We start from the raw sequence: 22053 nt of genomic DNA, 5'->3' as shown, positions 1-22053 counted from the left end.
CTGGATTTTCTGAAATTAAAAATAAGTGTCTCCAGACTTAGCTTGGCAACTAAACCGCGAAAATGCTTTTAGTTAATGCGCATTATTTCTTCAATTACTGTAAGAGCTTCCTCAAGTTATAGAGCGAGTTAAAATTAATCCAGCAGAAAACAATATAAATTGCCCCTACCACCAAAAAACAATGATTAACTTATCTTATATAACTAGAATGTCTCTTTAGCTTGCCTATTTTTTAAGTGCTAAAGAGCAGATAGTAACTCAATCACTGTGCCGTTTCATAGAACGCTCAACCTCAACAGAATGCGCTTTTAAATTACTTGCTATAAACTCCCGCGTACTAACACGTTCAGCCTTTTCAAGCTCATTAAGCAAGTAAACAAACAACATTAAAATCAAAGTTTCACCACTGGCACTGCCCTGCTCCACATATTCGCGTTCAGCGGGTGATGCGCTCATTTCAAAGTGCTTTTCTATCTTCTTGGCGATTTCGATAGCCTCATCAAGGCTTAGTGTAGGGTCTGAGGCAAGGATTTTGGCTAGTTCAGGGTAGGAGGTAAAAACACTGACTAAGTAATCAATGATGTAGTCTTGGGTGAATTCGTACCCCATGGAAAAGCTAATTTTACGTGCCAGTTGTATGATGTATTTCATGTTCATACTTCAGTGATAACACACAGCAAAGTTGCGTCAAATCAGTCTTTACGTTTGCGTCTGCGGCGCTTTCTCTTCGTATATGGTGTAGTTTGGGCTGTTTGTGCCATTTGCACTTCTTGCTCGATGTTTTCCAAATCATTAAAGACTTCATCAGATAATTGGTTTTCAGCGACGTGGTCAAAATTATCAAAGTGTTCATTAAAGCATCGATATCCCTTCGCGGTCAGTTTACTGATGTACATCCTTTTCCTTACTTCCTGATCTGTTGAGCTTCGTTTCCAAACTTAGAGTATTCTGCACTTACCAATGTCGAGCTTCAACCACATATTTTCAAACATAGGGGGTTCGGGATGAAGGCTTACTTATCCGCCAAAGCAAAACCGCCGCAGCTCAACTCAAAGTCTGGGGGCCACGGCTCCGACGTGCAGTCGGATACTGTGACACCCACTACCCAAATCAGAATGATTCACCGTTTATTATTCATTCAGACACATCGAGTCACATCACAGACAGTGTCTTCCGAAAACTGTGGATCAAAACCTGCGAGGCGGCCAATAAAGAGTTTGGTATTGAGTTAAACTTTCATTTCCACGATATCAAAGCCAAAGGGGTTTCAGATTTTCAAGGTAGGCAGGATGAGAAACGAGAGGCCGCTGGGCATACCAATGTGCGCCAGACACTAACATATGACCGAAAACCGTCACCGGTTGACACGGTCGAATCAAAGAAAAAATGACGTTATATTAGAAAGCGATATTAGGAATCTACGAAAAAATTGTAGTAGCAATTTCCATCTTCAAAACAGAAAATTAAAGATTTTTACTGGTATTCATTCACTTATCAATACCAATTAGAGAAAGGAAAGTGGCAGGGGTGGAGGGACTCGAACCCCCAACCATCGGTTTTGGAGACCGCTGTTCTACCAATTCGAACTACACCCCTAGCGCGCTGTGCATTATACGGATGGTATCCAAAAGGTAAAGCCTTTTTATACTATGTTGATCTCGCATGCTTAATTAACATTCAATCCGATGTTTTTTCAAACTAAAACGACTAATTCTTGCTAGAGCCTGTCGTTATTCACAGCCTATTTTTGCAGCACATCAAACTAGATTTGGTTTAACGTGTTACCTTCTACACACTTTAAACACTTGCGAAATTTGCTTCTGCACTACTCACATTTAACGCCTCAAACCACAACGCATTAGTCAGTGACACAATTTCCTTATGCTGAGCTAGCTTTTCTTGTGCGATGTCCAAAGGAATTGACAATAGCTTTGCATAGCACGCTAATAATTGATGGCATGTTGATGGTTCTAGTTTGTTAATCATGCAACAACTGGCAATGTCAAAATAACGATTTCCCATTGCGGCGTATTCCCAATCAATTACTACAGGCATATCACCCTGTCTGCACAAAACGTGACTAGACAGCAAGTCATTGTGGCAAAGCACTAAGTCTTCATCATCCTGTTCGCTTTTAAGCACACTACTTCTTAAGTTCATGGCCTTCAAATAAAGCGCATCGTCCGATGCCAATTGACCGACTTCCATGTAGTGCTGCCAGCGTCCAGTTAGATTAAGCGGCCTTGCGGTAACCGGTAGTTGATGAATACGTGCGAGCACATTCGCCAACGTTTCTGGATTACGTTGGCAAGACTGTGTGTTGGGTTGCCACTGCTCTACCCAGAAGCGTTCGTCATCACTTAACCACAAAGGCTCAGGGGCAATATTTAACTTGTACAGTTGCTGTTGTAAAACAAACTGATGGGTACGATTTATACCACTAAAATTGTCTTCGCCCAGCCACTTCACAGCAACATCCATATATTCTTGGGTTAAAGAATATGGTACCTTTGCAGCAGAGTCCTGAACACGATAAACATGATTCACATCGCCTGATGGGTGACGAACTATCTTGGCATGCTCACTCAGTTTAAGCGCTTTGCGTAGCTGTTCTGTTATATGCGGTGTGTTCACGCTGTTCCTTGTACTGTACTCGCCACTGGTAATACCCAAACACTGAAAACCCGACGTAAGCCATGAACAGGCATGCCGAAAGCACATATCCAACTTGGAAGTATAAGTAGGCTGATCCAATATTGATAAAGAACCAGTAAACCCAGTTCTGTAAAATTTTATGCGCTACCATAAAGGTAGTTACTACACTTAGCAAATTAATACTGGCATCAAGTAGTAAATGTTCACTATTGAATTGGGAACTGGCCAAATAAGATAACCCCCATGCCAGTAAAATCATTGCAGGTACGATGGCAACATGGACCAGCAAAGGCCAATGCGTTACGCGCTTAGTCTCACCATCTTCTGCCCCTTGTGCCCACTGATAATAACCATACCCCGCCATTATCATATAAAAGAAATTAAGCGCCGATTGGAAAGGTAAGGTAACTTGCCAAAACAGCCAAGTGTAAATGGCTGTGCTTAAAAATGCACAGAGCCAACACCAACTGCTTTGCTTGGCAGCTAGTAATACATACGCCATAGCCAATACCACAGCGACCCACTCTAGAAGTGAAGTCGCTATGATCTGCGAAGTGAATTCAGCGAAAAAGCGCTCCATCAATCGCCCATTCTCGCTTGCATTGCGTCAAAATTAAGGAATTTTGCCACAAAAATCGCTTGCCCTACTTCTTCGTGAGTTCGCTGCATTTCAGCCCCAAGAATACTCATAACATCGGCATAGTTCCCTGTTACTTGGGTACTTGTCGAACTCGTTGACACACTAAGAACTTCATATGTATTTAGCCTATCTATAAAATTCTGAATAGGCGGAATGTACTCATTAACCAGTGGATACAAGGATAACTCAACCATGACTTGCATAAAATCTCCTAAAATTCGTAGTGCGCCGTGATGCCAAACGTGCGGCCATTACCGATTTGGTAATAAGGCTCGTCAAATGCGTATTCATCCCTTGGATCGTTACTAAATCCGCCAAAACCTCTGGTGTAATATTCTTTATCAAAGGCATTTTGAATCCACAAAGACAATAACCAATCATCCAATCGATACATCACTTGCGAATTAACCAAGGTTGTACTTGGAGCTGTTACGTCATGCCCATCAGAAAAGCGGTATTCGCTTTTAAAGTCAACGTCAACAATCCACGAAAGGTTATCTGTAAGCGAGTACTCACTGTAAAAGTTTGCCGTCCATTTGGGCGCCTGAGCTTGTCGCTGTTCGTCAACTTGTGTACCGTCTGCTAGCGTATATCCTTCAAATGTCGCACTTAAGTACCCTGCACTTGCATTGAGTTGCCAAGCGTCACTAACCTGCCAATTAAGTTCTAACTCAGCACCTTTGTTAGTACCTAAATCAGCATTATCAATGATATCCACAAATCCTGCCGTTCCATCTTCACGAGTAATAACGTCAAAATCACTGACTTGCGTATCTGTCCTGTCCATATAGAACACAGCTGCTCGCGCGGTTAACGATGGTGAAAGGAAAGGCCCTTTAACACCTAATTCATAGTTCCAATTGTACTCTTCATCAAAAAAGCGCTGAGTGTCATTCACGCGATTATCGGGGTTAAAGCCAGCCCCTTTAAACCCTCGAGATACACTGCCGTAGTAAAAATGTTCACCATATTGATATTGCAACGCCACTTTGCCGCCAACCATAGTGGTGTCAAAGTCACGATTAAGTGCATTGTTATCCGAAAACTCAAAGTCATAGTTTTCAACGCGAAGACCTGCAACAAGCGTTAAACTTTCACTCAAATAAGATTCAGTTTGCAGATAAATTGCTGTGGTTGTTGGAGAATATGTACTCGCGTAATCGCTATCCAAGTAGGTGTATTGGCGAAGCAACTTTTCTTCTGAATCTTTTAAAAATGCCCCGATAGTCCAATCAGTAACACCATTGAATAACGCCGTATCGTCTGAAGAAACAAAGCGTACTTCCGCTGTCTGTGTTTCTACATCTCTAAAATAAGCGTCAAACGATATGTAACCCCATGGATGAAAACCGTCATAAGTCCAATCTTCATCATAACCATAGGCAATGTTGTGAGATGCATGGGTGGCAATAACAATGAAGTCACCTGCTTTTGTTGTCGTGGTGCTACGCGCACTTACAGCGTGAGTTTGATGTTCATCAAAGCCAGGCTCATCTGACAGTGTTTTGTTGTCGTTGTCTAATGAAAAAGCATCGTAACCGTTGTCGATATCATACCAACGATAAGTAAGTGCAAGCGAGGTAGACTCGCTGAGACTCCCATCTAGTGCAAAGCGCAGCGCCGACTCGTTAACTTGACTTGTGTCATCTCTATCTAAAAAGGTATTTTCGACAAAACCATTGCTGCGATTGTGAACCACTGCTATGCGATACCCCCAATCGGCATTAATATCATTGCCTGTAGCGGCTTCTACACGATAGCTTTGTTTATTACCAATCCTAGCATCAACGTAGCTCGGTGATGCATCACCTACGTCATTGCTGGTCATCTTCACTGCACCGGCAAGTGCACCTGTACCATAAAGCGTAGCTTGTGGCCCTCGGTACACTTCCAACTGTTTAGTATCGAACACAATGCCAGCAGCGGCCAAACCAGAAAAGTCGAACTCATCAACAATAAAGCTTACAGAGGGATTTATCGGCTCTGCAAATTGGCTACGTTCGCCAATACCGCGAATTTGAATGAAACGACCGCGCGATGCCCCTGCGGCAAAGTTAATATTGGGAATGCTATTTAACACGCTGTCGATGTGAGAAGGCTGACGACTTCTCAATCTTTCATCACCGAGGATAGTTGCGCTGGCGCTCAATTGATCGAGTGTGGTTTGTCGAAAATCAGCAGTAACTAAAACACGCTCAACATCAGATGCCTTGTTCGATGGGCTATCCATATTTTGAGCATAAAGGTTAACGGACGTCGCTAACAGAGAAAGGGAAAAAACACTTTTGTACATAGGATCTCTTATTCTTAATCAAGAAAAAAGACCCGGGTTTAACGGCAGGTGATAAGGCTATATTGTGAACCATCCCTACGCCGGTATTATCCGGATCAGGTTTAAGGGTTCCCACAAAAGTGGATCTCAGACCGTAAACGGACACCCCTTGGTATTAGTTAAGCGCACTCAATGAGCTGCTTAACAACTGCGACGGAGTCTATCAGCTGTATAAACCCCGTCAAGCATAGATAGCGTGAATTAATTCAGCTATTGTTCAAACTAATTTTAGATGTTTCCATCTATATTCATATTCAATTTACGCACTTCATCGTCCGTTTGCGCTTTAAGTCCTTCAATCGTCTTACCGTGAGCTGTGGGTTGACGGGATTCAGGATCCACTTTTACAAAAACGATATCGTCAGCAAAACAAATAGTTTTCTTTGTAGCTTTATTACGTACTAAACAGCTCACCGTAATAGACGTGCGCCCTACTGCTTTGGTCTCAAGACCAAACTCAACAATATCACCTTGAAGCGCAGGTGACTCAAAACTGATTTCACCGATATGTTTTGTCACCAAACAGTTTGTCTCTAGTTGGCAAATAGCCCATATGGCCGCTTCTTCATCTATCCATTCCAACGCGCGCCCACCGAACAATGAATTGGCGTAATTGAGATCATTTGGCATTACTAAACGCCGAGAAAGAAAGCGCATTCGAATTCCTCGTTATAAATCGTTAATATACAGCTTAGATTATACCGAAAAAAAACGTTCATGGCGCAACTACAATTAGATGACTGGCTATTTGCTCCCTATTGTCAATTTGCCAACACTTTGGAATTACATCGTCGTATTCTAGTCATTAGTGGCGATGTCGTGTTCTGTAATCGGCAACTCGGAACGTTGCTTTCTTCTGCGCCCACTTCGGTAACGATAAACCAGCTCGACTGTACCCAGTTAAAAGGTAAACGCAGACAACATTTTTTAGGCACTGAGTGCGATATTGCTATTATTGATTGTCACAAACGTTTCGCACCGGGTGATATAATGGCAATAGCAGGTACTATTCGGCGAAGTGGTAGTTTAGTTTTAGTGTGCCCAGCACTTTCAACCTGGCCAAGTAACCTAGATACCTCGTTTATCTCCCATGGCTTTACTTTGTCTTTCAGCCACTATTTAGCTCGATTTATCGATAAGCTGACGAATACACCAACTACAGCATTACTCACCACCGATGTGTGCAGAATTCCAGACTTACCAGTAGTCACTGGGTCTAGAACGAAACACACTCTAAAAGGCCAGCCTTCAGCTGCACACTCCCTTTTTGCATCTGCTGAACAAGAAAAAGCCTTTGAATTACTTATGCAGGCTTATCAAAAAGGTAGTTTACATGCTGTTGTAACTGCACCACGAGGAAGAGGCAAATCATCGTTGCTCGGGCTGTTTATTCTAGAGCTACTAAAGCGAGGGAATGATGTCTTGCTCACCAGTAGTTTGTTAGCCAACACTGAACAAGTTTTTACTATTATTAAGAAAGTTTCTTCGTCGTAAAAAAAACAGAAAGAGTCTGTCAGCAGATATGCAAATAGATGCTTCAAATTCAACACCGACAAAAATAGCGTTTACTTATGGTGCTAAGAAGGCGATGGTGCGCTGGGTTGCCCCTGATAGTGAGTTTTTTTAACAATCACAAACAAACGAACCATCAGTATGTCATAGTGGATGAAGCCGCTTCTTTTCCTATTCCAGTTATACTCAACATTGTACGGCAATTCCCCAATTGGGTGCTCAGCACCACACTTCAAGGTTATGAAGGAAGCGGCAAAGGATTTATGCACAAACTGGTTCCGTTATTAACGACAGAAATTACACATAAAAATCCTTTCACTGAGCTGGAAGCTAACCGCCTCAAAGAGTGTGATTCTGATGCCTCAGAAATCACCGAACATGCATTGTCGGTATTTCAACTAAAAACACCATTACGTTGGGCAGAAGATGATCCTATAGAAACATTCTTTGAAAGTACCTGTCTTTTTGAACAACAAGACAACCTCCGCAGGCACAATAAAATAACGCTACGTCATGACTGGAACGTGAAGTGTGAATTTACATTAAGTAAATTTTCAGAGATTAATGAAAGTGACCTTCAAGAGGTAATGTACTTATTATCTCTTGCTCACTATCAAACTACACCTGATGACTTAATGCGAATAATGGACAGCCCCGATATAATACTGGCAATGGTTATTGTTCAACGCAGAGTCATAGCTGCAGCTATCATTAATATCGAAGGCAGTACTCCGTTAATCGAACTCTCTGAAGATATAGCTTGCGGTAAGCGAAGACCAAAAGGTCACTTGGGTGCACAACGATTAGCGCTTTTAAGTGCAGACCCAGAGATAGCTAAGTACAAGTATTGGCGAATCAACCGTATTGCAGTATTACCAGAGTTGCAATCTAAGGGAATCGGCAGCTGTGTTTTACAAAATGTATTAAAGGCAGCAGCCGAAAAACAAATAGACGGCGTACTAACCTCTTATGGTCAAACACCAGAACTGAATAAATTTTGGCAGAAAAATGGTTTTTTAATCGTTGATGAAGGTAAGAAACGTAACAAAGCCAGTGGCGAAACCAGTGCACTCGCTGTTAAAACGGATAGCAACTGCGTTAAATTCGTTGTTGAACGGCTGATTCGTAACAAACACCTTGAACAATCCTCAACTAGCTTTAGTGACCTTCCATTAGACACGAGAGAAGATTACAGAAAAAAGCTAATGCACTTTTCACGTGGACATCGATCTCTTGATGATGTCTGGCCCATTATAAATAAAATAGCAGTAGCTATTGAAGAGAAACAATCACTTTGTGGAACTTCAGGACTAGAAACTAAACCAAGCGACCAATGCACTAAAACCAGCGAGGTAAATCCACTTCTTGTTTCTACTTGTCTTATTGAACTCAAAAAACCAATCATCAATGTTGAAAGGATGGCTCAACTTTTTGGTATCTCGGGGATAAAAGGAGTAACGCAGGTTATGCGTAAATGGATACTTGAAGCCCTTGAGTTCTGTTAAGAACAGATAAGTACCATATCGAATCTACGATGTATTTTCATTTCACATCGGAAACTAAAATTAGGGTCAAATTTTTAACGGTCCACAGACAACAAAAAAGCCTCCGATTGGAGGCTTTTATAGCTAACCCGAAGTACTAAATGTTAATACCGCGGTTTTTCGCTTTTTCCTTGATATAAGGTTCCCACGCAGCAGCGTTTCTGCGTAAAGAGCGATCTTTCTTAGCTTCTAACACATGCTTATATGCTGCTTTGAAGTCCCCTGCGTAGAAATTCGCTTCCATAAGTGAGAAGTGAATCTTTTCAGGATCATCAGCACCACGCTCAAGGGCATTTTCAAGTGCTTTAATAGCACCTTTGTAGTCCTCAGCAATCATTAGCAGTGTACCTTGCTTTCTGTAATGCTCTGGGTCCGAACTCTTCTGAGCAGCCTGAGCATATAGCCCAGCAGCTTGAGAGAAGTTCTTCGCCTGATGATATGCATTGGCAATATTTGCAAGCATGTCTGCATCGTTCTTAACCAAACCATCTTTCATATGCTTTTCAAGCAGCTTAGCCGCTCGGTATGGCATACCGTTAGTTTGATAAAGCTGAGCAAGTGTCTTTATTTCGTTCTCTTTTTCTAGATAACCTTGGTTGTAGGCTAACTCGAAAGTTGAAAGACCTTTTTTATAGTCTTCAACAAGAAGATAGAAGAAACCTAGACGCGACCACCAAGTACCCTCTTCAGGGAATGTGCGCACTAAATCTTCAGCAACGGCAACGGTTTCTGGATACATCTTACGTTCGTAGTACGACGTTAACTTTAGTACATACGGGTTTTTGTTTGGCTCTTCATACAAAGCAATTGCTTTGTCTGCAGGCTCTACCATTTTGTCTAATTGCTTAGACTCGTAATATGCCTGTGCCAAACGCGTATATACGTCTGCGTCCGTTTTACATGTAAAGTCCATCCATTTGCCATACCATTTAATGGCATCAGTGTACTTCTCTTCTTGCATACTCAAATCACCCAAAAGTTTAAGTGTTTGAGAATGCTCGATATCGTTAAGTACTCGAGGCTCTACAGATTGTACTAGATAGCCTAATGCTTTACCGCCTTGGCCTTCCTGCGAAGCAAGTAAGTTACCGATAAAACGTTGCACATAGGCTTTATCGAAATCGTCAGACGGGTCGATTTCGTACAGCACATTAAGTGCGTCATCAACCAAATCTTGGTTATAGAATTCGAATGCCTTTTGTACTTTTTTACCAGTACGCTCACCCACTAGCGTTGTTTTACCCTTTTCATAACCTGGGCAAATAACAGGGGCTGACTGCGCCATAGCTACGGGTGCCGAAAGAATCGCACCTGCGCCAAGGACTAAAGCAACGGCTGACATTTTGAATGTACGTTTCATCATGATCATTGCTCCAGTTTAAAGTCTAGCTGTACGAACATGCCAGGTTGTTTAACCGCTTTACCGTCAACAATCTTAGGCTTGTACTTCCACTTACGAAGTGCACGACGAGCTTCACGATCGAACACGCGCTTAGGCTCAGCTTCGATCACTTCGATATCTTCAACACCACCAACTTCGTTGATAGTAAAAGATAGGCGTACCCAACCTTCACGGCCATCACGGGCTGCATCAGGTGGATATTTCGGGTCGATACGAACGATAGGTGTTGCATCACCGTCACGTTGCATTGCACCAACACCACCAATGTTCACACCCACACCACCAGTGTCTACAGCAGGAATAGCTAAACTAAAGCCATCTGCATCTGGTTCCGCAGTTTCCGGCTCAACTTGCTCCATTTTTGGAGGCTGAGGCGGCGGAGGCGGAGGCGGCGGTGGAACACGAGTACGCGTTTGCGTTTGGTCGTCTGGTTCCTGCATTACAATATCGATCACCGGTGCAGGCGGTACTTCGTCTGCTGGTCTAGATGAGTTTTCAATCAACTTTGCCATTAGAACGAAAAGGGCGAATGCAACACCAGCACCTAATAATATAGATACAATTATACGTAACATCTTATCCCCTTGCCGCTACCGAGACTCTGTTAACGCCAGCGGCTTTAACTTGGTCCATAATTTCAACTACCAAACCATGCTTAGCTTTAACATCAGCTTGAATGATTACGTAGTCAGTTGGCTGCTCGGTAAGCAGTCTTTCAATATTCGCTCTTACGCTGTCCGGCGCTACTTCACGTTTGTCTAACCAAACATTTCCATCTTCTGTAACAGCAATGAAAATGTTTGCGTTTTTGTGAAGAATCGCCTGGCTCGCATCTGGCTTGTTAACTTCAATCCCTGCTTCTTTAACGAAAACAGTGGTAACGATAAAGAAGATAAGCATGATAAACACGATATCCAACATGGGCGTCATGTCGATCTGTGCATCTTCTTCCTCGGTTCTGACTTTTCGAGCCATAATCTCTCTCTCTAATGATGTGGCAGGCTATCAACTAGCCCTTCTCTTGCCAGCTTCACTTTCGCTTCAAGACGTGAACTGATGAACAGTCCAGATAGCGCGGCTACCATTCCCGCCATTGTCGGGATAGTTGCCATAGAGATACCAGCAGCCATTAGACGAGCGTTGCTGGTGCCCTGTGTTGCCATTGTCTCGAAAACACTGATCATACCGGTCACTGTTCCAAGTAGACCGATTAACGGACACATTGCAATGATGGTTCTAATAATCAGCATTCTAGCGTTTAGGTCGTCTGACGCTTGAGAAATCCACGCGTCACGGATTCTATGCGCATACCATGAAGTGGTATCTGCTCGGGCATCCCAATTTGCGATGATGTTTTTCTTCACCTTTGGGAAGACCGAGGTTAAATACCAGTAACGCTCAATCATTAATACCCACATGAGAAAGAGCGCGGCAGCAACGAAGTAAAGTACGTCACCGCCGGTAGCGATAAAGTCCCTGACCGATTCGAATAATCCAATCAGGTAATTCATATTACGCCTTCTCCGACTCTGTGTGAGCAGCTACGATACCCGCAGTTTGCTCATCAAGAATGTGGATGATTGACTTGCTACGTGAAGCTACGATGCTATGAGTAAGGATTAGAGGCAATGCCGCGATAATACCTTGAGCCGTAGTTACAAGTGCCATTGAGATACTTCCTGCCATCATACGTGGGTCACCAGTACCGAATAGTGTGATAGTTTGGAATGTCTCGATCATACCAAGTACCGTACCTAGTAGACCTAGAAGAGGAGCGATAGCCGCGAAAATCTTGATTACGTTGATACCGCTTTCGATACGTGGAAGTTCACGTAGAATTGCTTCATCAAGCTTAAGTTCAAGGTTTTCAGCATCAGCTGTTTTGTTCTCTTGATAAACTTTAAGGATACGACCTAGAGGGTTACCTTCAGAAGGGCTGCTCACGTTCTTAAGTTGTGAACGCATTTTGCCACCAACAACTGTTAGCGTAATCATCTTGTAAAGACCGATTAGTAGACCAACACCAAGCATAAGCGTGATGGTATAACCAACTGGACCACCAGCGTGATAACGCTCAGACATGGTCGCTTTCTGCTTCAATAGACCAAGGATTGCACCTTGAGATGGGTCAGCATAGAAAGGAACAACACCAGAAGTAGCGTCAATTAGATCGCCTGCTGATGCAACGAAGTGACCGTCTGGTTGACGACCAAGAGGCTGAACAACTTCAGCTTCTGCGTCGTAAGCCAAGTAACCTGCATCACCAACAAGGTTGAAAGTACCTACACGTACAACTTCTTGCTGAGAAGAACCACCGTCAAGATTAACAACTTCTGTAGTGAAACGAACAACTTCGCCACCTTCAGTCATTTCTTTTTGTAGTGCAAACCATAGGTCTTCAAGTTCTTTGATGTTTGGAAGACCCTTAGAATCTTCAGACATCTCAGCTAGAAATTGACCACGGCCAGGGAATTGAGCACTAACGATTGACGTAGAGATACGACCGTAAGCTTCAGAAGATGCTTGACGTACCACACCGAACATTTCACCTAGCGTACCTGTCGCCTGGTCAAGTTCAGCAGCTTTTTCGTTAAGTGTAACTTCGTTGTCTGAGAATTGTTTCTGTAGACGGTCACCACGATTTTGTTCTGCTTTAAGGTCAGCTTTTGCTTTGTTAAGCAATGCTTGCTTATCAGCTCGTGCTGATTGGAACTCAGCTTCGCGTTGTTTGTCTAGGCGAGCTTCAGATACACGGTTTTGTTGAACTTGGTCAAGCAAGTCCTTCAGGCTCTTTGCTTCCTGAGCCTGCGCTCCGGTTGCCGCAACTGCAACTGTCGCAGCGGCTAAAAGAGTTTTGAATACTGGTTTCATTAACAATTACTCCGCTGCACTAATTGGTAGTTTGATCAAATCTGCAGGAATGACGCCATTTGCCATTTTAACTGCATCAATAACAGCTGACAGATACTCGTCGCCTAGTTCTTCCCAAGTGCGGGTCTCGTTGTTCCAAACCCACGCGTGTGCTTGGTCAAGAGAAAGTGCTAATAGTGCTGCACGACCTAAGTTGAAGAAATCCACAGTCACTTCTGTACCAGCACTGTTGATAGTACCTTGGTAAGAATTGATTTTAGTGCCGTACTCAACTTCTACTAGATAAGCTTCTAGTACCTGACGGAACTGTTCAGAAACAGTAACGTTAGAGTTAGCCATTAGATCGCGAAGACGCTCAACACGTGCTAGACGCTCATCCAAGTGAATTGGACGGTCAAGCTTGATGAACTGCTCTAGGCTGTCAATCATGCGGAACATAAGAGGTACAATACCCTGCTTAGTTTCTTCGATGCTGTCGATTTGACGCTGTAGTGAATCGATACCGCGTTGCTGATCTGCGACAAGGCTAGCGATGTAATCGTTGTAGATTTTAAGGTTTTCTGTCTCATCTACTGTTTGACGATACTCAACAAGTAGTTCTTGAGATTGTTCAAACAACGTATTGATTTTTTCTTGAGATTTCGCTGCAGCCGCGTGGATTTTCGCTTCTTCTTTATGAAGATCTTCTAGCGTATCTGCAGAGACTGCGCTACCTGTTAGTGCGAATGCACCCATAACAGTAGAAGCAATAAGAGTTCTCTTGCTCATTTTGGACATAGTTCCCAACCAAATTTCTTATTTGAATCCTCGCCGATAGGAAATTATTCGGGCAAGGGGCGTATAAAACTTTCACAATTTTGTTTCAGGAATGCAGTGCCGACATCAATTGCCAGTACTACGAACATAATATACTCACACGGAATGTTACGTGGAGTCAAGTAACACACTATTTACACCTAACACATTTTACGCCTCTCGCTCAAATAATCATCACAACGTTTAGAAATCACGCTGATTAGTTGTTAATGAAAACCTGAATCTAGTAGACTTTGGCAAAACCAAAAGTAAAAAAGGTAAACATGAAATACACGCCTACACACTCCATATCAGTGGACGGAAAGCCTGTTTGGGTTTTTGATGATCTGTGTACCACTAAAGAAGCGGAAGGTCTATATAAAGGACTTCAAGCAAGTGGTTTTAAAAAAGATGAGATTGCACGCCCTGACACTGAAGAATATAAACACTGGGCAGTTAATTTGACCGCCGAGCAAGTCAGAAGTCTACCCGTTTATCATCGAGCAATGGAAGCCATAGAAGCACTCACTCAAAAATCATACCGTGCGTATCGCGGATACGTTAACCACGCAGCATTCGGCGACATGTTGTTTACACACACTGACTGCGAACCAAGCGCAGATGAGTTTACGGTACTTACTTATATTTCACCTGAATGGAACATCGAGTGGGGCGGTGAAACACTCTTTTTTAATAACCAAGACGATTGCCTGTTTGCGTGCAGCCCGAAACCGGCACGGGTAGCAATATTTCATGGTGCGATAAAGCATGTGGGAAGACCACCTAATAGGATATGTTATGCACCTCGTTTTACACTTGCCTTTAAATTAGAGCGCGCTAGCTCTTAAGTTTTCTTTTCTCAGTATAAAAAAGGGAGTACAAGAACTATCTCGTGTACTCCCCTAGTGTGTGTAACATTTGTTAATCTACTGTTCTTCTCAATCTTCCTTGGGGATAATATCAAAAGCTACTGTGAGTCTATGCTCATTCCCCGAAAAAGCATTAGTGCCGTGCCAAATATATGATGGAAACAAAACAACGTTTCCTTCAACCGGTTTAACTGCGAAATCACCTTCAAATTGCTGGTTTGCGATGTCTGCACGTCCGAACATTAACCAACCCTGACCATGTTGATTTACCGCTTGTGGAACATCGACATAATACACACCACTTAACCAACCTTCGGGGTGATAGTGAGATTTATGAAAACCACCATCACGCAGTCTAACTGACCAAGAACCTATGTAATTAAGTGCTTGATTTAAGCGCGAACAAAACGGATGAGACTTATCTTCCGTTATTGATTCGATATGCTGTCTCGCATTGGTTAAGATGTATTCAGAAAGCGCTTGAATAACCGCGTCTTGACTGTCAAAAAGATCTTCATAGGTTTGTGTTCCATTTCTCAAAGACTGGCCTATGGGATGCTTTTGATTGTTGTGTTGACCTATTAACACTGTACGTAAGGTCTGATTAAAACGGTTTGATTCATCAAGGTCAGAAATAATACGACTTACGCTGACCAACTTACTGTAATCACACAACCACTGGTATTGTTGTTCATTGCCAGTCATAGACCAACATGTAGAGAGCATTGTCCACCAGCCTTGGTTTTTCGGCTGTTTATCTATCAATGCTTCAAAACATATTTGTGCTTCAGCCGCCCGCCCCACACACAAAAGTGAATACCCTTTTTCACTTAAATAAGGAATAGTTCCAGTAAGGCTCGTTACGTTGTCCAATGATGCAATAGATTTTTCATATTCACCGAGTTCTCTGTAGACTCGTGCTTGCTCTATAGCAAATGTTGAAGGCTCAGCGCCTAATTCAATGAGCTTATCCAACTGTGAGTTAGCTTCAATGTATAGATCAGCTTGATTCAGTAGTCGAATAAAATTAAGTCTAAATTGGTTATTGTGGGGTTCTTTATCTAAAAATTCATGAATATGATAAAAGGGCTCGCTATCGCCTTCTTCCCATAGAAATTTTGAAAATTCTTCTTGTAACGTCCAATTCTCGCTTTCCAATTCTAGGCATTTCAAATACGTTTCTTTTGCCTTTTGCCGCTCATTTGATAATGCAAGTACCGCTGCATAATTTCGAAGGATAGTGGAATTGCTATTTTGAATAGTTAGCGCCTTTTCAAAATATGTTTTAGCGCTGCTCAAATCACCAGATTTTCTATATGCGTTTGCGATATTATTCAATGCTAACAAACTATCAGGCTGCTTAGTGACTACCTCCTCCAATAAAGTAATTGCACTTTGATAATCTTTTTCCTTAACTAACACATCTGCCAAAATAACTTTAGCTTGGATATGAGAAGGTTGAATACGCAAGGTATTCTCAATCGCTACTTTGGCATCTTTAAGTGACTCTAGCGCAATATAACCCCGCGCTAAATTGTAGTTGATATCGACATTAGTGGGTGCAGCTAGGCGAGCGCGCATAAATACGTCTATCGCCAATTCCACTTTATTAATCGCTAAATACAAATTCCCTAAGTTATTAAGTAATTCAGGATGTTCCTTAAATACATTCAAACTTATTTTCAATTGCTTTTCAGCTTCGTCAATTTGATTTAATGCTCTTAATGAATTGGCATACAATTGAGTAACAACAGGCTCTTGAAGTAAAAGCGCTTTATTTTGTTGTATGAAAAAAATGATTTGTTGATATTGCTTTTGCCCGTAGGCTTGAATTAGCTGCTGAATAATATTCATAATTAATTAGCGTTTGTACAACTGTGCATCTAAATTAGCAAGCTTACCTATGTTTTGCTTCCACTGATCAAATATTCTCATAAATTTGGTCAACGCAGACCGCTCTGATTCGGTTAAATGTGGATTCCACACATCACAAATAAGCACAACACGAACCTGATCACCTTCGTTTTTTGCTGAGTGTAAAAAGCTATCATCAAATACCATGACATTATTTGACCTATCCCAAACAAAGGTTTCATTCCCGGCCGTTAGCGATGCATTTTCGTTTATCAATAACGGTATATGCACGGTCAGTTTACAATTCGAAATACCATAATGTGGCGGAATATATGCACCTGGCTCTAATACTGAAATAAAAACCTCTGGGGCATGTGGAGGGCAATTTGCCAATGGTCCGTTCGTCAACAACTCTTTCAAGCCATCACTCAAACTATCAAACGCCTCACATGGCTCGCCACCTTTTATAAAATGCGTAGAAAGCCACTGCTCTTTTAGTGCATCCCATTCGCTAGATTCTGGTAAATTGTCGAATTCGTCTACATAACTTGCTTTAGCGTGCTTTCCTACATTAAGCAACTCGGTTTTGTATGGTTTAAGTGAATTAACCCATTCATCGAGTAATGGAATCTCTGACGAAGTGAAAAACGGCGTACTCGGCAAATCTGGAATATACAGAAAATTGGGCTTTTGTAGCGAGTTATTAAAATTGGCGAGCTGTAGACCGAATAGTGTTTTGAGCATCGCACCTAAACGCAAGGAGACATTCTCGACAAACTGGAGTTCTAAGTAACCGACTCGTCTCGCTAAATTGGCAGCATTTGCTATATGTGTTGCCCGGTCCGGATTAACTTGTCCAACGGATAAATCGAAATATTTAGGTTCGCGCTCAAACCATGAGTAATAAAGTTGTATAGCTTTGTCGTAATTTTGCGCGGAAAGGGCTTGTTGGATTTCTTTGATCATAAAAAATAGAAGTATTATAAAAGAAGGGCTACAACATGTAGCCCTTTATTGTTTATTTACCGCCGATTTACTCACCATCACCGCCGCCGGTCTCAGTACCGCGTTGCATGCGAGTCCATGCTTCGCGAGCGGCTTCTTCTTGCTGTTCACGCTCTTCTGCTGTATAGCAAACTCTACGCATCATGTTAGAGCCAACTTTCTTTTCCATTTTACAAGTCATGCCATCATCGTCGTTTGCTGCGAATTCAGCAGACTTGTTTGAAGAAGAAGTAGAACCACACCCCGCCATAGCAAGTGTAGAAAGAAGACTTAAGAGTATTACTTTTTTCATTTTACATCCTTGAATGTTTGTTAACTTAACCGCCGTGAACTAGCGTACCATACTCTGTTTGGTTTGACCTTACCCATTTTGTAAGGATCCATTTCTTTCCTGACACAACAGGGTTACCACAGTGATAACTGGTTTGCTTTAACTTGTTGTTGTTATCAACATTGGTAAAAGTGAGTAGTTTCCCTTGCTCTGGCACTACCTCTAATTTCAGCTTTGGAAACGACGTACTACCTTCATGCAGCGTATTTAAGTAAGCAATAATGGTATGGGTTCTTTGCCCACCTTCTTCTTGTATAGATTTCTGCTTAAGCTGCTCTTCACTAAAAGCATCAAAATGAGGCTTATACTGCTGACCATTCTGGTAACACAATAAATTCAATGGTTCACCGTGATTCACTTTAGAACCTGAAAGTAATGACATTTTTAAATCAATATCACGACAAATCCAATCAACCACATTACTTGATATCACAGCGACTTCGCTGGTTCGCACCGTATCTTGCATTGGGCGACCATCAATAGGATTTAAAACAAGTGAAGGTTCAAGTAAGCTGTGATAACGCGCTATCATGTAGTTGCATTCAAATGGTGAAAGCGCATCTTCAAGTACTTTAATATCTTTGTCATCGCTAATGCTCTTCGAAACACCCGCTAGTACTTTTTGCTCTCTACGCTGTATGACTTTTGTTATAAGTTCAATGTCTAAAACGTAATCTTTAGCTTCTGTGTCTGTTAAAGGCTGAAACAATTGTTTGTGTATATTAGGGCTATAAAATGCAAGATGTGACTGAAGTAAAGAAAATAAGGAAGCATCATCAACACACCAACTTAACAATACTATCGACGACTCTGCGTGCCCTTTTTGGGCCAGCATAACCAATTGTTGAATGGTCGTTTGCGACATCGCCCTTTCGCGGTAAAACCTGTGTATGAGGCACTTATGATATACGACTGTTGAGTTATCACTGTTACTAAGTGAATTTAAATAACTAATTGCAGAATCTGAATTATCCTTCGCAGTAAAGTAAGCAAAATCTAATGCTGCGTAGATATGTCCTTGTTGTCCTGCATCTTTTAAAAAAGAATAGGCTTCGTCAGTTCTTCCTGATTGAAAACATGCATCGGCTTGCGTAAGCAGATGTTGAAGATTAACCACGATTTCTCCTTACGAAAAAGGCCTCTTTCGAGGCCTTTTAATTTAAGTATGATGAACTACTAATTCAAGTCTGAATTAGAATTCTACATTTACACGGCCGTAGAAGAAACGTCCAGGCACTTCATACATTGATGGGTCGAAGCTGTTAGCAAATGTTGTGAAAGAGATTTCTGGATCTGTATCCCACAAGTTGTTAACACCAAGCGTAACACGTAGGTTATCAGTTACTGCGTAACCTACTGAAACATCGTGGTAAGCCATCGCTTCTAGTTCATTGTAACTATCTTTAACTAGATCTCCATCATCATTAAATGTAGTCTCACCCGGATCACTACACAATGTATCTTCTAAGTAATTACCATCAGCATCCGTGTCATCATCAAATGAGCAAGCTTCAGTCGTGTTGCCAATGTAGCGAACAAGGTAGTTAGCAGTCCAATCTTCATATGACCAAGTAACTGACAAGTTAGTACGAAGACGTGGCACAATGTCACGGTCGAACGCTTTACCAGCTTCGTTCTCGGCAGTGCTTTCACCTGTATCAAAGTCTACGAAAATAGACGTACGCTCATCTATATAAGTACCGTCCCAGTTTACACGGAAGTCACCAAACTCAGTCTCAAAGTTATAAGCTACGTTATAATCGAAACCAGACGTTGTCTGACCACCAAGGTTGACCAAACCGTTGAACAATTCTGTTACAACACCACCAGCATTACGTTCAATTAGTGAACAGAACTGAGTACCAGTTCTAGCACAAGTGTCTAAAATGTTCTGTGCACCAACTGTTGATACAGCGTTATCAACTTCGATATCGAATACGTCAAACGTAATTGAAAGACCTTCAACTTGCGCAGGTGAGTATACGAAACCGTAAGTAAAGCTTTCTGCCTCTTCAGGTAAAAGGTCAGAATTACCACCAACGGTAGTTCTGATCTGTGGATTAGGCTGTTCGTAACTATCAGGAACACCCGTACAACCTGGGGCACTACCACCACCGTTGTTACATGGGTCTTGTAGTGTTTGGAAGCTATCACTGTTACCTAAGAACAATTCAGACAGCGAAGGAGCACGGAATGCTTCAGACCAAGTACCGCGAACTACCAAATCTTCGTTAACACGCCATTTAAGACCGACTTTAGAGTTTGTCGTGTCTCCGAAGTTGCTGTAGTCAGAATAGCGAGTAGCAAGTTCAAGATCTAGTTGCTCAGCAAACGGCATGTCTGATAGTAGAGGCACAGCTAATTCTAGGTACATCTCTTCAACACTGAATGCACCTTGAGTAGGCTGACGAGAGTTACCAGAAGTGATACCCGCAGCAATTAGCGCGTCTGGTTGATCGTAACCTGACTGCCAGCGTTTTTCGTAACCTGTTGCGAATGCAAGGTAACCAGCTGGAAGCTCAAATAATTCACCAGAAAGGTTAAGCGCGTAGCTTTCAAGTGTAGAGTTCAAAGCATCTTGCGCTGTGAACTGAATGTAATCAAGCATTTCTTGCGTGATTGTACCTTCACCGATTGCAGTAGAACCGCCAAATAGGTTAAGTGGTACACAACCGTCTGTCGCTGCACATGTATCTACATCACCAAGTGCTATAGCAACGCGGTCCATATTAAGAAGACCGTCTGTTAGCGTATTCTGAGTAATATCTGCATATGTATATGTCGCGTCCCAGAAGAACTCTTTATCGCCTAGCTCAATAACACCTTCAAAACCACCGTTGAACTGGAATTGGTCAACATTCTGAGAAAATTGACGATATCCCGCTTCTAACATACGACGACCGTAGAAATATAGACTTCCTGGCTCGCCCCAACCATTTTGGTCTGATAAATCAATACCGAGCGGGTTGTAAGGGTTGTTAGCAGCAATAGTGACACCAGAAGTACCCGCAGCAAAGCCTAAGAACAATGGCGTAGGCGCAAGGAGCTGTGATGAACGACGATTACCGTAGAAACCTGTCACGTTAACACTCAGGTTGTCTGTTAATTCATAACGTCCCTGAGAATAGATATTGGTGCGCTCTTGAGGCGTAGATAAATAGTTAAGTGGTGCGAAGTTAAAAGCACTACTACCAGTCCAAGGAATAATATCGCCATTACCGTCAAGTTGCGAATTAAACATTGTACCGGTTTCATCGGAATGAAAGAAGCGACCGTTTGGTGTACCTGATGAACCGCCATAGCCAGTAGGTGCACCAAAAACAGGGACTGCAGAGATAGCACGGTCACCAGCGAATGTAGGCTCTTCTTCTACATAACTGATATTAAAGTATACGTTGCCCTTGTCGTTAGACGTACCAAAACCGATATCCCATTGCTCTTTGTTACCGTCGCCTTCGTCGTACTCACCAATGTAAGAAGAAGCGTGAACACCTTCGAAATCTTGACGAGTGATAATGTTTACAACACCGGCGATTGCGTCTGAACCGTAAACCGCAGAAGCACCGTCTTTAAGTACTTCGATACGCTCGATGATTGCAGCTGGGATGTTGTTAAGGTCAACTGAACCAGTTAGACCAGGAGCCCAACGCTTACCGTTAACTAGCACAAGTGTGCGATTAGACCCGATATTACGAATGTTAATAGTAGTTGTACCATTACCACCGTTGTTGTTATTTGTGTTGATTGCAGAACCTGCAGAAGGGATTGCCTGAAGAACGTCACCGATTGACGTTACACCGAATCTTTCAATGTCGACTCGTGACATAACGGTAACTGGGTTTGCACCTTCAATGTCAGTACGGCGGATACGTGAACCTGTTACTTCGATTTTCTCAACAGCTTCTGCCGCTTCTTCTGCTTCCTGTGCGTTAACTGCACCAGTGAAGCCGATAGTTGATGCTGCACCGAACGCGCAAGCAAGCTTCACTGACTTAGCCAGCTTAGTGTTTGTAAACATGTATTGTCTCCCTGGACCACTAAAACTCTTAGTGTGTGTTTCAATCGTTTAGAACGAATTATTATTAGTAAGGTCTTAACCTCACTTTGATAATAACCACATCACTATCGAAGGGTCAACTGAGATCATCACCCAAGGATTCAAAAGTTCAATTTTTTTTCTATAAATTTTCCACTTTCGTAAATTTTAACTTACAAATTACATTTTTTTTACATAAGAGCGATT

The 22053-nt window shown here is 42.2% G+C and carries 21 protein-coding genes, 1 tRNA gene and 1 riboswitch; of the genes, 3 read left to right on the top strand and 19 right to left on the bottom strand.

Annotated features, from left to right (window positions below):
• Positions 1-258: 258 nt before the first annotated feature.
• From EYR97_RS04430 to EYR97_RS04395, 8 genes are all read right to left on the bottom strand, one after another.
• The gene (locus tag EYR97_RS04430; protein ID WP_131092612.1) at positions 259-651 is read right to left on the bottom strand and encodes a hypothetical protein; all 393 of its coding nucleotides are present in this window, start codon (positions 649-651) and stop codon (positions 259-261) included.
• Between the two features lie 41 nt (positions 652-692).
• Positions 693-896, bottom strand: coding sequence for a hypothetical protein (locus EYR97_RS04425; RefSeq protein WP_131092611.1), 204 nt, complete (start codon positions 894-896; stop codon positions 693-695).
• A 623-nt stretch (positions 897-1519) separates the two neighbouring features.
• Positions 1520-1596, bottom strand: a tRNA-Trp gene (locus EYR97_RS04420).
• A gap of 201 nt (positions 1597-1797) precedes the next feature.
• Positions 1798-2634, bottom strand: coding sequence for a phosphotransferase (locus tag EYR97_RS04415; protein ID WP_242634889.1), 837 nt, complete (start codon positions 2632-2634; stop codon positions 1798-1800).
• Positions 2591-3235 (bottom strand): nicotinamide riboside transporter PnuC, encoded by a 645-nt coding sequence (gene pnuC, locus EYR97_RS04410; protein WP_131092610.1) that lies wholly within the window; start codon positions 3233-3235, stop codon positions 2591-2593. Before pnuC ends, EYR97_RS04415 begins: the two co-directional genes overlap by 44 nt.
• The gene (locus tag EYR97_RS04405) at positions 3235-3498 is read right to left on the bottom strand and encodes a YkoF family thiamine/hydroxymethylpyrimidine-binding protein (RefSeq protein ID WP_131092609.1); all 264 of its coding nucleotides are present in this window, start codon (positions 3496-3498) and stop codon (positions 3235-3237) included. The genes pnuC and EYR97_RS04405 overlap by 1 nt, the downstream gene beginning before the upstream one ends.
• An 8-nt stretch (positions 3499-3506) precedes the next feature.
• On the bottom strand, positions 3507-5588 hold the full coding sequence (locus EYR97_RS04400) for a TonB-dependent receptor (protein ID WP_131092608.1): 2082 nt from the start codon (positions 5586-5588) through the stop codon (positions 3507-3509).
• Positions 5589-5643: 55 nt separating this feature from the next.
• Positions 5644-5747: riboswitch (TPP riboswitch) on the bottom strand.
• Between the two features lie 108 nt (positions 5748-5855).
• Complete coding sequence (locus tag EYR97_RS04395; RefSeq protein WP_131092607.1) at positions 5856-6284, bottom strand: acyl-CoA thioesterase; 429 nt, start codon at positions 6282-6284, stop codon at positions 5856-5858.
• Between the two features lie 60 nt (positions 6285-6344).
• Between EYR97_RS04395 and EYR97_RS04390 the strand changes: the two genes are divergently transcribed.
• Complete coding sequence (locus tag EYR97_RS04390) at positions 6345-7121, top strand: tRNA(Met) cytidine acetyltransferase TmcA domain-containing protein (RefSeq protein ID WP_131092606.1); 777 nt, start codon at positions 6345-6347, stop codon at positions 7119-7121.
• Between the two features lie 77 nt (positions 7122-7198).
• A complete protein-coding gene (locus tag EYR97_RS04385; protein WP_131092605.1) occupies positions 7199-8644 on the top strand; it encodes a GNAT family N-acetyltransferase in 1446 nt (481 codons plus the stop codon).
• 136 nt (positions 8645-8780) lie between these two features.
• On the opposite strand, the gene EYR97_RS04380 is transcribed toward EYR97_RS04385, so the two are convergent.
• Genes EYR97_RS04380 through EYR97_RS04355 form a run of 6 tightly spaced genes read right to left on the bottom strand, consistent with a single transcriptional unit; the run spans position 8781 to position 13724 of the window.
• On the bottom strand, positions 8781-10046 hold the full coding sequence (locus tag EYR97_RS04380; protein WP_131092604.1) for a lipopolysaccharide assembly protein LapB: 1266 nt from the start codon (positions 10044-10046) through the stop codon (positions 8781-8783).
• A gap of 2 nt (positions 10047-10048) precedes the next feature.
• Entirely contained in the window at positions 10049-10660 is a 612-nt protein-coding gene (locus tag EYR97_RS04375; RefSeq protein WP_131092603.1) for an energy transducer TonB, read from the bottom strand.
• A 1-nt stretch (position 10661) separates the two neighbouring features.
• Positions 10662-11060, bottom strand: coding sequence for a biopolymer transporter ExbD (locus EYR97_RS04370; RefSeq protein ID WP_012517737.1), 399 nt, complete (start codon positions 11058-11060; stop codon positions 10662-10664).
• Positions 11061-11071: 11 nt separating this feature from the next.
• Positions 11072-11596, bottom strand: a complete 525-nt coding sequence (locus EYR97_RS04365; protein ID WP_012517736.1) for a MotA/TolQ/ExbB proton channel family protein — start codon at positions 11594-11596, stop codon at positions 11072-11074.
• A gap of 1 nt (position 11597) precedes the next feature.
• Positions 11598-12956 carry a MotA/TolQ/ExbB proton channel family protein gene (locus tag EYR97_RS04360; RefSeq protein WP_131092602.1) on the bottom strand — a complete coding sequence of 453 codons (1359 nt, stop codon included), beginning with the start codon at positions 12954-12956 and terminating at the stop codon, positions 11598-11600.
• A gap of 6 nt (positions 12957-12962) precedes the next feature.
• Entirely contained in the window at positions 12963-13724 is a 762-nt protein-coding gene (locus tag EYR97_RS04355) for a DUF3450 domain-containing protein (RefSeq protein WP_131092601.1), read from the bottom strand.
• Between the two features lie 311 nt (positions 13725-14035).
• Here EYR97_RS04355 and EYR97_RS04350 point away from each other — a divergent pair, with 311 nt between their 5' ends.
• Positions 14036-14599 (top strand): 2OG-Fe(II) oxygenase, encoded by a 564-nt coding sequence (locus EYR97_RS04350; RefSeq protein ID WP_131092600.1) that lies wholly within the window; start codon positions 14036-14038, stop codon positions 14597-14599.
• A 90-nt stretch (positions 14600-14689) separates the two neighbouring features.
• Here EYR97_RS04350 and EYR97_RS04345 read toward each other — a convergent pair whose 3' ends face one another.
• The 5 genes from EYR97_RS04345 to EYR97_RS04325 all read right to left on the bottom strand — a co-directional run bounded on the left by EYR97_RS04345 (position 14690) and on the right by EYR97_RS04325 (position 21828).
• The gene (locus tag EYR97_RS04345; RefSeq protein ID WP_242634888.1) at positions 14690-16474 is read right to left on the bottom strand and encodes a tetratricopeptide repeat protein; all 1785 of its coding nucleotides are present in this window, start codon (positions 16472-16474) and stop codon (positions 14690-14692) included.
• A gap of 6 nt (positions 16475-16480) precedes the next feature.
• Positions 16481-17440: an aspartyl/asparaginyl beta-hydroxylase domain-containing protein gene (locus EYR97_RS04340; RefSeq protein WP_131092599.1), complete on the bottom strand. Its 960-nt coding sequence runs from the start codon at positions 17438-17440 to the stop codon at positions 16481-16483.
• A gap of 67 nt (positions 17441-17507) precedes the next feature.
• The gene (locus EYR97_RS04335; RefSeq protein ID WP_131092598.1) at positions 17508-17771 is read right to left on the bottom strand and encodes a hypothetical protein; all 264 of its coding nucleotides are present in this window, start codon (positions 17769-17771) and stop codon (positions 17508-17510) included.
• 25 nt (positions 17772-17796) lie between these two features.
• Entirely contained in the window at positions 17797-18927 is a 1131-nt protein-coding gene (locus tag EYR97_RS04330) for a 2OG-Fe(II) oxygenase (protein ID WP_131092597.1), read from the bottom strand.
• Between the two features lie 75 nt (positions 18928-19002).
• A complete protein-coding gene (locus tag EYR97_RS04325; protein ID WP_131092596.1) occupies positions 19003-21828 on the bottom strand; it encodes a TonB-dependent receptor domain-containing protein in 2826 nt (941 codons plus the stop codon).
• Positions 21829-22053: the final 225 nt, after the last annotated feature.

The organism is Alteromonas sp. KUL42 (genome assembly GCF_006538325.1).
Taxonomy (GTDB): domain Bacteria; phylum Pseudomonadota; class Gammaproteobacteria; order Enterobacterales; family Alteromonadaceae; genus Alteromonas.
The sequence above is the reverse complement of the archived record's forward strand: the minus strand, read 5'-3'. Positions and strand labels throughout refer to the sequence as shown.

Coding starts and splice junctions, on each gene's coding strand:
- EYR97_RS04430 (WP_131092612.1), bottom strand. CDS start 651: ATGAAATACATCATACAACTGGCACGTAAAATTAGCTTTTCCATGGGG.
- EYR97_RS04425 (WP_131092611.1), bottom strand. CDS start 896: ATGTACATCAGTAAACTGACCGCGAAGGGATATCGATGCTTTAATGAA.
- pnuC (WP_131092610.1), bottom strand. CDS start 3,235: ATGGAGCGCTTTTTCGCTGAATTCACTTCGCAGATCATAGCGACTTCA.
- EYR97_RS04405 (WP_131092609.1), bottom strand. CDS start 3,498: ATGCAAGTCATGGTTGAGTTATCCTTGTATCCACTGGTTAATGAGTAC.
- EYR97_RS04400 (WP_131092608.1), bottom strand. CDS start 5,588: ATGTACAAAAGTGTTTTTTCCCTTTCTCTGTTAGCGACGTCCGTTAAC.
- EYR97_RS04395 (WP_131092607.1), bottom strand. CDS start 6,284: ATGCGCTTTCTTTCTCGGCGTTTAGTAATGCCAAATGATCTCAATTAC.
- EYR97_RS04390 (WP_131092606.1), top strand. CDS start 6,345: ATGGCGCAACTACAATTAGATGACTGGCTATTTGCTCCCTATTGTCAA.
- EYR97_RS04385 (WP_131092605.1), top strand. CDS start 7,199: ATGGTGCTAAGAAGGCGATGGTGCGCTGGGTTGCCCCTGATAGTGAGT.
- EYR97_RS04380 (WP_131092604.1), bottom strand. CDS start 10,046: ATGATGAAACGTACATTCAAAATGTCAGCCGTTGCTTTAGTCCTTGGC.
- EYR97_RS04375 (WP_131092603.1), bottom strand. CDS start 10,660: ATGTTACGTATAATTGTATCTATATTATTAGGTGCTGGTGTTGCATTC.
- EYR97_RS04370 (WP_012517737.1), bottom strand. CDS start 11,060: ATGGCTCGAAAAGTCAGAACCGAGGAAGAAGATGCACAGATCGACATG.
- EYR97_RS04365 (WP_012517736.1), bottom strand. CDS start 11,596: ATGAATTACCTGATTGGATTATTCGAATCGGTCAGGGACTTTATCGCT.
- EYR97_RS04360 (WP_131092602.1), bottom strand. CDS start 12,956: ATGAAACCAGTATTCAAAACTCTTTTAGCCGCTGCGACAGTTGCAGTT.
- EYR97_RS04355 (WP_131092601.1), bottom strand. CDS start 13,724: ATGAGCAAGAGAACTCTTATTGCTTCTACTGTTATGGGTGCATTCGCA.
- EYR97_RS04350 (WP_131092600.1), top strand. CDS start 14,036: ATGAAATACACGCCTACACACTCCATATCAGTGGACGGAAAGCCTGTT.
- EYR97_RS04345 (WP_242634888.1), bottom strand. CDS start 16,474: ATGAATATTATTCAGCAGCTAATTCAAGCCTACGGGCAAAAGCAATAT.
- EYR97_RS04340 (WP_131092599.1), bottom strand. CDS start 17,440: ATGATCAAAGAAATCCAACAAGCCCTTTCCGCGCAAAATTACGACAAA.
- EYR97_RS04335 (WP_131092598.1), bottom strand. CDS start 17,771: ATGAAAAAAGTAATACTCTTAAGTCTTCTTTCTACACTTGCTATGGCG.
- EYR97_RS04325 (WP_131092596.1), bottom strand. CDS start 21,828: ATGTTTACAAACACTAAGCTGGCTAAGTCAGTGAAGCTTGCTTGCGCG.